The organism is Thermosipho sp. (in: thermotogales) (genome assembly GCF_020054775.1).
Classification (GTDB): domain Bacteria; phylum Thermotogota; class Thermotogae; order Thermotogales; family Fervidobacteriaceae; genus Thermosipho; species Thermosipho africanus.
Genome location: NZ_JAIHAP010000078.1, coordinates 1 through 8,484 on the forward strand (window position 1 = coordinate 1; position 8,484 = coordinate 8,484).

Genomic DNA, 8,484 nt, shown 5'->3' on the forward strand with positions numbered 1-8,484 from the left:
TAGGGCCCGTGTCTCAGTGCCCTTGTGGCCGGCCATCCTCTCAGACCGGCTACCCGTCGTAGGCTTGGTGAGCCGTTACCTCACCAACTACCTGATGGGTCGCAGGCCCCTCCCTCAGCAGAGCTATTGCTCCCTTTCTTCCTACCTGCTTATAGGTAGGAACGTATGGGGTATTAGCTGAGGTTTCCCCCAGTTATCCCCCTCTGAGGGGTAGGTCACCTACGCGTTACTCACCCGTCCGCCGCTCAGTCTACTGGCTTCCTCCCCGAAAGGATTCCACCAGCAGCTTCGCTCGACTTGCATGTGTAAGGCACGCCGCCAGCGTTCACCCTGAGCCAGGATCAAACCCTCCATGAATGTCTATTCAACACCCATTTCAGATTTTCCTCTGACTCTTCTTCTCCAGGACTGCTATCCATTTTTCAATGACCCCTCTCCCAACGCGTCTTCTAATTTACCACGTTTGTATTGCCTTGACAAACAAAAATTATTTGTTAAAATCTCATCAAAAGGGGGAAGAAAATTGCAAAAAATTATCTTTAAAAATCAAACTTCAATGCTTAATAAATCCTTCTTAAATGTAAATATGATGATAATGTGCGGCATGTGGAAAAACTGGCCGCCATTATCTTTTGCTGTATAGGTTTTAATTAGTAGGAATTAACTAATAGCAAAAAGGCGGTCAGTAAAAACTGGCCGCCTTTTTTTATTTTAAATAAGGGGGTGTTATTTTTGAAAGTTATTAAACTTGGTGGTTCCATTTTTAAAGAAAAAAACTCCTTTTTAAAAGTACCACCATTACTCGAACAAGACAACCTAGTAATAGTTGTCTCAGCACCATATGGAGTCACAGATTTACTTTTAAACAATCAAATTAACAAAAAGCTTCTTGAAAATATCTATCAAAAACTTGCTAGTCAAATGGGTTTTGAATCAGAAAAATTAAAAGAAAGAGTGTATGAAATTTTAAATGAAAAAGACTATGAAAAAATAATCTCCCACGGCGAAAGATGTAATTCTCTCGCACTTAAATTATTTTTAGAAAAGGAAGGTTTCAACGTTGAAGAAAAACTACCCGAAGAAATAGAACTTAACCTAACAAAAAATAGTGAAAAAATAGAACTCAAAAGAAGTATAAAATCATACTTTAAAGAGAAAAAAATTTATATTGTCCCGGGTTTTTATGCTATACACAATGGAAAAATAAAAACTCTTGGACGAGGTGGAAGTGATTATACAGCGACAGCTTTGGCAAACATATTAGACGCCGAAAATGTAACTCTATATAAAGATGTAAGTCAACTCTTCACTTGTGATCCTAAACTTGTTAAAAATCCTTTCCCAATTACAAAAATCTCATATGAAATAGCTGAGCTTCTTTCCTACTTTGGTGCAAAGATTATTCAATATAAAGCAATTGCTCCTGCAAAATCTAAAAATATTCCAATAATAATAAAGGGATTAGATAAAAGTGGATCTACTATTATAGGAAACGAAACTAACGTTGGAGTTTTATCAATAAGTTTCCTAAAAGATCTCTTATTTATAAATGGAAAGTTGAAAAAAATACCAAAAAATGTAAAGTACATAGATATATTCCAAAATAATGCAAACGTAATAATAGAAAAAGAAAAATTTGAAAGTATAAAGGATAACTTTTCAACAATAACTATAAAAGAAAACTTGTCGCTCATACTTGTAGGTGGAGATTTAGACATTGGAAAAAAACTCCTTATCTTAAATAGCCTCTACTTTCACAAATTTAACTTTTGGTTACTTAAAGACGCGAAAAATTTTTTAATTCTCCTTGTAGAAAATAAAAATCTTAAAAACATTCTAAATGTTATACACAACATCTTATTTGCAAGGGAGGGGGTTATATGAGAAGTTTTGAAGAAATCAACGAAAAAATTGAAAAAGGTAAAGTAGTAGTTTTAACAGCGGAAGAAGCTGTAAAACTCTCAAAAGAAAAAGGTGTAAAGTACGTATATGAAAACGTTGACGTTGTAACCACTGGGACCTTTTCACCAATGTGTTCATCCGGTGTTTTCTTCAACTTCGGCCACACAACACCTCCAATGAGAATGGAAGAAATAAAGTTAGATGGAGTCACAGTTCATGCAGGCCTTGCTGCTGTTGATGGATTCTTGGGCGCAACTCAAGAAGATGGAATTGGCGGTTCTTACGTCATTGAAAAACTAATCTCTGGTCAGGATGTATTTTTATCTGCCAATGCAAAAGGAACAGATTGCTATCCCAGAAAAAAAATAGAAGGTTACATAAATAAAGACATAATAAATGAATTCTATTTCTTTAATCCAAGAAACGTATACCAAAACTACTCGGCTGCTACAAATGGTTCTAATAAAACTATATATACATATATGGGAAAATTACTCCCAAATTATTCAAATGTCACTTATGCTACTTCAGGAGAGTTAAGCCCACTTTTAAAAGATCCAAAGTTAAAAACAATAGGAATAGGCACTAGAATATTCTTTGGAGGAACTCAAGGATACGTTGTCTGGCAAGGAACACAGTATAATCCAAGTACAGAAGATATCCCAAAAAATCCTTCTAGAACTCTTGCAGTAATTGGAAACGCAAAAGAAATGTCAAGAGAATATATTAGAGCAGCAAAATTTAAAGGATATGGAGTTACTATATTTATAGGAATTGGTATACCTATTCCTATACTAGATGAAGAGATAGCCTATTATGTAACACGATCAAACTCAGAGCTCATAACAGCAGTAAGAGATTACTCAAAACATGATAAACCTATAATAAGAGAAGTAACTTATCAAGAATTAAAAAGTGGTAAAATTGAGTTAAATGGTAAATATGTAAAAACTGCTCCTATTACCAGCATGAATGTATCAAGAAAAATTGCAAATGAACTAAAAAAACAAATTTTAAACAAAGAATTTTTCCTTACAAAACCAGTCGCCTCTCTACCATCAAAATCTGATTACAAAAAATTAAACACAAAAAGTACTAAGCAAGAAAAAGTCATAAAAAACGAATGTGTAAATTGCGGTTTGTGTACAGGATACTGTAATGCTTTATACATAGAAAATGACACAGTAAAGTTCGAAAGAACAAATTGTACAAATTGCGGACTTTGTAGTGATGTATGCCCCGTTGGAATAGAGCTTCCATGGGGGCTGATAAATTGAAAAGGTTTTATAGAAACTTCATGGGAAACAATCTTTTTTCTTTTTCAATAAAGTACAAAGAAAGCGATCTTTGGATTGCATTAGACAAAAAAGAAACAGGACTTTCGGTTCTAGCTTACAACTATCTTGTTTTCTTGAGAAAAGAACTGGAAGAATATGCAACAAAAACTTTCCTTGCATCTTTAAAACCAATTGCATTTGATGAGAATGCTCCAAAAGTAGCAAAAGATATGCTTAAAGCTTCAAAAAAGGCAAATGTTGGACCAATGGCGGCTGTTGCAGGTGCTTTTGCAAAACACATTGGACAATATATTAAAAAGCTAGTAAATCCAAAAAAACTTTTAGTAGAAAATGGTGGAGATTTATATATTTATTCACATGAGCCAACAACTATAATGATACTTTCAACTAAAACAAATTTATATCTTGATCTACCTCCTGGAGAGTTCGGGATTGCAACATCTTCAAGAAAAATTGGACATTCAAAAAATTTTGGCAAAACAGATACAACTACAGTTGTATGCAGTGACCCTGCCCTTGCTGATGCATATGCTACCGCAATATCTAATAAAATTAAAAATGTACATGATGCAAAAAATTTACTTTCAAGAAAATTTGAAGAAATCCAAGATATAATCGTTACAATAGATAAAAATATAATCATAAAGGCTATACATAACGTAAGGGGATGAAAAAATGAAAATATCTCAAATCAAAGACTTTTTTATTTCAATTGAAGTAATACCGCCACTTAGAGGGCATAGTGCAGATAATCTATATAAAGCAATAGACAAAATAATGCCATACAATCCAGCATTTATAAGTGTAACCAAGCATCCTCCAGAACTTGAATACTATGAAATAGATGGCCAGATTCTTAAACTTCCAAAGGTTAAAAGGCCAGGAACAATGGGAATTGTTGCTGCATTAAAGATGAGATACAATGTAGATGTAGTCCCGCATCTCACCTGTATCGGAAACAGCAAATTTGAGCTTGAGGAATTATTAATTGATCTAGATTTTCTTGGAATCGATAATGTATTTGTTATTCGTGGAGATAAAAAGAAAAATGTAATAAAAAAAGAATGGCAGTATGATTATGCTTACCAGCTTGTCCAACAAATTTCCGATATGAATAAAGGAAAATACTTGTATCAAACAGCCAAAAAAACAAATTTTTGTATTGGTGTTGCAGGATATCCAGAAAAACATTATGAATCTCCAAATCTAAAAACTGATATAAAATACTTAAAGAGGAAGATAGAAGCAGGAGCACAGTTTGTAATAACTCAAATGTTCTTTGATATAGAAAAGTATTTTAATTTTGTCAAACTTTTAAGGAATGAAGGAATAACCGTAAAAGTTATACCTGGCCTTAAACCTATTCTAAGCTACAAAAGCGCATTAAAAATACCTGGAACTTTTTATGTAGATATTCCTGAAGAATTGATTGAAAAACTAGATAATGCAAGAACCCCAAAAGAAGAATTCTGGACAGGCGTAAAATATACCATAAAATTAATTGAAAAACTAAAAGAAAATAATGTCCCAGGAATACACTTTTTTACAATGAGCAATACCGATGCAATTGTAGAAATATTAAAGCACATATAGGAGGAATTCATGTGATTTATATCCCCGAAAAATTTGAATATATGCCTAAAAAGAAAATAGTCGTTGCAAGAGCATCTACAAGATATGAAAAACTTGACGAAGAATTAATCAAAAAGATAAACGATCTTTACCTTGAAGGTCTTTCTTTATCATCTCCAACTATCTGGTATGAAACATTTAACATAGAAGAATTACCAAAAAGTATAATTCCAGAAAAATTTAAAGGTGTTAAAAAAATGACGCTTTTTGTCTCCACACTTGGGGAAGAAATAGATAAAAAAATAGAACATTACACAGAAAATGGAGAAGTATTTTCTGGAATGATTCTTGATGCGTGGGGTTCAGAAGCTCTTGAAACATTAAATGATAATTTTGATAAAAAGTTAAGAAAAAAATACAAAGATGGGACAATGAGGTTTTCTCCAGGATATGAGGATGTAGACATTAGAGAAAATAGAACTATCATTAATTTATTAAAAGTGGATAAAATAAAGGTCTTAGAAAGTGGTATTATGATCCCAAGAAAAACAACAACATGTATGATAGGATGGTGGTAAAAGTTGAATAGAAAAGAATTTCTACAAATGCTTAATGAAAGAATTTACTTTCTCGACGGTGCATATGGCACAGAGTTTTTTAAAAAGGGATTTAAAGGTGTTATTGAAACTCTAAACATTACAGATAAAGAAATGGTATTTGATCTTCAAAAAGCATATGTTGATGCAGGTGTGGATTTTCTACTTACTAACACATTCAGTGCAAATAGACTTAAACTAAAATCGTTAAAAGTTAGCTATAACATAAAAGATATAAACTATAATGCTGTTAAAATTGCCAAACAAGCAGCGGGACAAAAAAATGTCTATGTTTTAGGTGATATTTCATCAACTGGATTTTTAATAGAACCATTAGGTGAGATTTCATTTGACGAAGCATACGATGTTTTCAGAGAACAAGGGGAGATACTATTAAATGCAGGCGTTGATGGCTTTATAATAGAAACAATGTCTGATTTAAAAGAGTTAAAAGCCGCAATTCTTGCACTCAGGGATCTTTCACAAGATATACCAATAATTGCTCAAATGACTTTTGAAGAAAACTCAAAAGCTGTCACAGGAACAAGTGTCGAGATTTTTGCAACCTTACTAAACGATTTAGATGTAGATGTTATTGGAATAAACTGTACATTAGAACCCGAAAAATTATTATCAGTTTTTAAAAAACTAGCTCAATACTCTAAAAAACCAATTAGTGTAGAACCAAACGCAGGAAAACCCAAACTTCAAAGAGATGGAAGTATTGTATACAAAACCTCTCCAGAAAAGTTTGCAATTTACATGGAAGATTTTGTGGAGGTAGGTGCAAATATTGTAGGAGGATGCTGTGGAACTTCACCAGAGCACATAAGATTAATGGTTGAATTTTTAAAGAATAGAAAACCCAAAATAAGAAAAATTATAGCTGAAGAATTTGTCTCAAGTAGAACAAAATTGCAAAAGATCTCCCCATTTTTAATCATTGGCGAAAGAATTAATGCAGCAGGTAAAAAGAAATTCCAGGAAAAAATAAAGAACAAAGATTTTAGTAAAATTGTTGAACTTTCGTCTATGCAAGAACAAGAAGGTGCTCATGTTTTAGATGTAAATCTTGGAATAGAAAAACTGCTTGACAAATCACATTTTAACCTTGTTGTTAATACCCTTGACAAAATTGGAAGTCTACCTCTTTCCCTTGATATACAAGAGTTTGAATTTATGGAAGAAGCTTTAAAAGAATACGTTGGAAGACCAATAATAAATTCTTCTACAGCCAAAAAGGAAAAACTAGACAATGCAATATATCTACTAAAAAGATACGGAGGAATGCTTGTTCTTCTTACAATGAAAGATAAAATTCCTGAAACTGCAAAAGAAAGATTTGAAATTGCAAAAGAAGCTGTAGAATACCTTGAAAAAAACGGAATAGAACGCAATCGAATCTTAGTTGATCCACTTGTTCTTCCAGTTGGTGCAAAAAAAGATCCAAAAGTCACAGTTGAAACTATAGAATTATTATCAAAAGAAGGTCTAATGACATCCGTTGGACTTTCAAATTTAAGTTTTGGAATGCCAAATAGAGAGGCTTTAAATGCTTCTTTTCTTACACTATGCTTAGACAAAGGGCTCAATGCAGCTATATTAAATACAAGTGAAAAATGTACAATGAACGCTATTTTTGGAACACTTGTACTAAAGGGAAAAGAACTTGCAAAACAAGAAATTCTAAAAGAAGATCCTCTTGTTGAAATGATCCTTAAAAAGAAAGATAAAGAGCTAAAACAAGAAATTGAAAAATTACTTGAAGAATATTCTCCTCTTCAAATAAGTCAAAATATTCTTTCAAAAGCTATGGAACACATTGGAGAGTTATATTCAAAAGGTGTTATATACCTTCCACACCTTATACTTGCTGCTGAAACAGTAACTCCTGTCTTTGAATACTTAAACTCACTCCTTGAAAAAAATGACAAGCAAAAGATAGGCACAATAATTGTTGCAACAGTTGAAGGCGATGTTCACGATATTGGTAAAAAGATTGTTGCAACATTATTTAAAAGTTCTGGATTCAACGTAATTGATCTTGGAAAAGATGTACCACCTTCAAAAATCTTAGAGGAGGTAAAAAAACACAAACCAGATATACTAGGGCTTTCTGCTATGATGACAACAACTATAGGAAGGATAAAAGAAGTAAAAGACTTACTCGAAAAAGAAGGTGTAAAAATTCCGATAATTGCCGGTGGAGCATCATTAAATAAGGAAATTGCAGAGAATTTTGGTGTATACTATGCAAAAAATGCAAGTGAAGGACTTAAACTCTCCAAAAAAATATTAAAGAGGTGATAAAAGTGATTTTTGATCTTGCAAAGAAAAGAAAAACTACAAGAATATTTTTAAATGAAAAGGTAAATATTGAAGATATAAAATATGCTATAAACGTAGCAAAAGAAGCACCATCAGGTATGAACAGTCAACCGTGGCATTTTGTGATAGTCGATGATGAAAAACTAAAAGAAAAGATTAGAAAATCTGTGGAAGAAAAAGAAAAAATATTCTATGAAAAATCTAAAGGAAAACTAAAAGATTTTCTTAATGAATATAATATAACTTGGCAAAAAAGCTTTCTAACAGAGGCTCCTTATTTAATTTTAGTCTATTCAGACAAAAGATTTCCATTCTCAAAAGAATCCACTTGGATATCTGTCGGATATCTACTTTTAGCACTTGAAGAAAAAGGACTCTCAAGTCTTACATATACGCCACCAAATCCTCAAGATTTTAACTTTTCAACTTATAAACTGGAAGTTATTATACCAGTAGGATATGGAAATGACCCAAAACCAAAACTAAAAAGAAAAGACTTAAACGAAATAATATCATATAACAAAATTTAACATTAGAAATCCCCCCAAAGAATTTCAACGGGGGGATTTATTTCATATATTGTCTTTATTTTTCTTGTATGATATAATTTGCTTGTCGGGGGGTGAACAAATGAAAATTGCAAAATATATACTTTTAACTATTATTTCTATCATTGCAATTATTATCATACAGCTTTTTATTAGCGGATATATACAATGGTATTTCAACGGAATGTATGAAATTACTTCCGCTAACATAGAGCAAATAATGGATGAAGATGGTATAGT

Annotated in this window: 7 protein-coding genes and 1 rRNA gene; 7 read left to right on the top strand and 1 reads right to left on the bottom strand. The window is 32.3% G+C overall.

Annotated features, from left to right (window positions below; all coding sequences use genetic code 11):
- Positions 1 to 357: ribosomal RNA gene (locus JG780_RS09640) — 16S ribosomal RNA — on the bottom strand; the annotation flags it as partial.
- A 366-nt stretch (positions 358 to 723) separates the two neighbouring features.
- On the opposite strand from JG780_RS09640, the gene JG780_RS09645 reads away from it, so the two are divergent.
- From JG780_RS09645 to JG780_RS09675, 7 genes are read left to right on the top strand one after another with little or no spacing between them, the layout of a single operon-like run.
- A complete protein-coding gene (locus tag JG780_RS09645) occupies positions 724 to 1,884 on the top strand; it encodes an amino acid kinase family protein (protein ID WP_287570366.1) in 1,161 nt (386 codons plus the stop codon).
- Entirely contained in the window at positions 1,881 to 3,179 is a 1,299-nt protein-coding gene (locus tag JG780_RS09650) for a homocysteine biosynthesis protein (RefSeq protein WP_004101196.1), read from the top strand. Before JG780_RS09645 ends, JG780_RS09650 begins: the two co-directional genes overlap by 4 nt.
- On the top strand, positions 3,176 to 3,871 hold the full coding sequence (locus JG780_RS09655) for a UPF0280 family protein (protein ID WP_287570369.1): 696 nt from the start codon (positions 3,176 to 3,178) through the stop codon (positions 3,869 to 3,871). The genes JG780_RS09650 and JG780_RS09655 overlap by 4 nt, the downstream gene beginning before the upstream one ends.
- A 4-nt stretch (positions 3,872 to 3,875) precedes the next feature.
- The gene (locus tag JG780_RS09660; RefSeq protein WP_114703064.1) at positions 3,876 to 4,793 is read left to right on the top strand and encodes a methylenetetrahydrofolate reductase; all 918 of its coding nucleotides are present in this window, start codon (positions 3,876 to 3,878) and stop codon (positions 4,791 to 4,793) included.
- Between the two features lie 11 nt (positions 4,794 to 4,804).
- Positions 4,805 to 5,350 carry a methionine synthase gene (locus JG780_RS09665; RefSeq protein ID WP_012579998.1) on the top strand — a complete coding sequence of 182 codons (546 nt, stop codon included), beginning with the start codon at positions 4,805 to 4,807 and terminating at the stop codon, positions 5,348 to 5,350.
- A gap of 3 nt (positions 5,351 to 5,353) precedes the next feature.
- Positions 5,354 to 7,675, top strand: coding sequence for a homocysteine S-methyltransferase family protein (locus tag JG780_RS09670; RefSeq protein ID WP_287570372.1), 2,322 nt, complete (start codon positions 5,354 to 5,356; stop codon positions 7,673 to 7,675).
- A 5-nt stretch (positions 7,676 to 7,680) separates the two neighbouring features.
- Positions 7,681 to 8,226 (top strand): nitroreductase family protein, encoded by a 546-nt coding sequence (locus JG780_RS09675; RefSeq protein ID WP_287570374.1) that lies wholly within the window; start codon positions 7,681 to 7,683, stop codon positions 8,224 to 8,226.
- Positions 8,227 to 8,484 lie beyond the last annotated feature (258 nt).

Coding starts and splice junctions, on each gene's coding strand:
- JG780_RS09660 (WP_114703064.1), top strand. CDS start 3,876: ATGAAAATATCTCAAATCAAAGACTTTTTTATTTCAATTGAAGTAATA.
- JG780_RS09650 (WP_004101196.1), top strand. CDS start 1,881: ATGAGAAGTTTTGAAGAAATCAACGAAAAAATTGAAAAAGGTAAAGTA.